The following is a 1,699-nucleotide window of genomic DNA, read 5'->3' on the forward strand; positions in this document are numbered from 1 at the left end:
GTCGGTGCCATTCACCGCGCCGAACAACGTCCATAACACCAACCTGGACCTGACCAACAAGATCACCGACATCTCGGGCGGTAACTACGAGAAGACCGTGGCCGTGGGCGAGCCAGTGACAACCGTCACCGACAACCCGGCAACCCCGGACGCCACTGCGCTGACCCTGACTGCCACGGACACCGTGGCTGAAGGTGGCAAGATCACCTACACCGCCACCCTGACCAACAAGGCGGGTACCGACCTGGTGATCAAGCTGAGCAACGGTGAAAGCATCACCATTGCTGCTGGCCAGAAGGAAGCGTCGATCACCGTCGATGCGCCGAGCGACGACGTGTACGTCGATGCCGAAAACCTGAGCGTGACCATCACCGATACCACCGGTGGCGACTTCGAGAAGCTCGACGTCAGCAGCACCGCGGCGGTGACCCAGGTCACCGACACCATCGACACCACTACGGTCACCCTGACGGCAACCTCGACGGTTACTGAAGGCGGCGTCGTCACCTACACCGCGTCGGTCAACCACAAAGTCACCGGCTCCGACCTGGTGGTGAAACTGGCCAACGGCCAGACCATCACCATTCCGGTAGGCGAGTCGTCGGCGTCGGTGCCATTCACCGCGCCGAACAACGTCCACAACACCAACCTGGACCTGACCAACAAGATCACCGACATCTCGGGCGGTAACTACGAGAAGACCGTGGCCGTGGGCGAGCCAGTGACAACCGTCACCGACAACCCGGCAACCCCGGACGCCACTGCGCTGACCCTGACCGCTACGGACACCGTGGCCGAAGGTGGCAAGATCACCTACACCGCTACCCTGACCAACAAGGCGGGTACCGACCTGGTGATCAAGCTGAGCAATGGTGAAAGCATCACCATCGCCGCTGGCCAGAAAGAAGCCTCGATCACCGTCGACGCCCCGAGCGACGACGTGTACGTCGATGCCGAAAATCTGAGCGTGACCATCACCGGTACCACCGGTGGCGACTTCGAGAAGCTCGACGTCAGCAGCACGGCGGCGGTGACCCAGGTGACCGACACCATCGACACTACGACCGTGACCCTGACCGCTACGCAAAGCGTGGTCGAGGGCGGTGTGGTCACTTACACCGCCTCGGTCAACCACAAAGTCACCGGCTCCGACCTGGTGGTGAAACTGGCCAACGGCCAGACCATCACCATCCCGGTAGGCGAGTCGTCGGCGTCGGTGCCATTCACCGCGCCGAACAACGTCCATAACACCAACCTGGACCTGACCAACAAGATCACCGATATCTCGGGCGGTAACTACGAGAAGACCGTGGCCGTGGGCGAGCCAGTGACAACCGTCACCGACAACCCGGCAACCCCTGACGCCACTGCGCTGACCCTGACCGCCACGGACACCGTGGCCGAAGGTGGCAAGATCACCTACACCGCTACCCTGACCAACAAGGCCGGTACCGATCTGGTGATCAAGCTGAGCAATGGTGAAAGCATCACCATTGCGGCTGGCCAGAAGGAAGCCTCGATCACCGTCGACGCCCCGAGCGATGACGTGTACGTCGATGCCGAAAACCTGAGCGTGACCATCACCGATACCACCGGTGGCGACTTCGAGAAGCTCGACGTCAGCAGCACTGCAGCTGTGACCCAGGTGACCGACACCATCGACACCACGACCGTGACCCTGACTGCTACGCAAAGCGTG

The 1,699-nt window shown here is 61.9% G+C and carries 1 protein-coding gene; it reads left to right on the forward strand.

Features of this window, described 5'->3' with window-relative positions:
• Nucleotides 1–1,699 (forward strand): immunoglobulin-like domain-containing protein (locus CAF70_RS27605; protein ID WP_371915966.1); only part of this gene is annotated, 1,699 nt, incomplete at both ends.

The organism is Pseudomonas sp. B19(2017) (genome assembly GCF_002113165.1).
In the GTDB taxonomy this organism is placed as follows: Bacteria; Pseudomonadota; Gammaproteobacteria; order Pseudomonadales; family Pseudomonadaceae; genus Aquipseudomonas.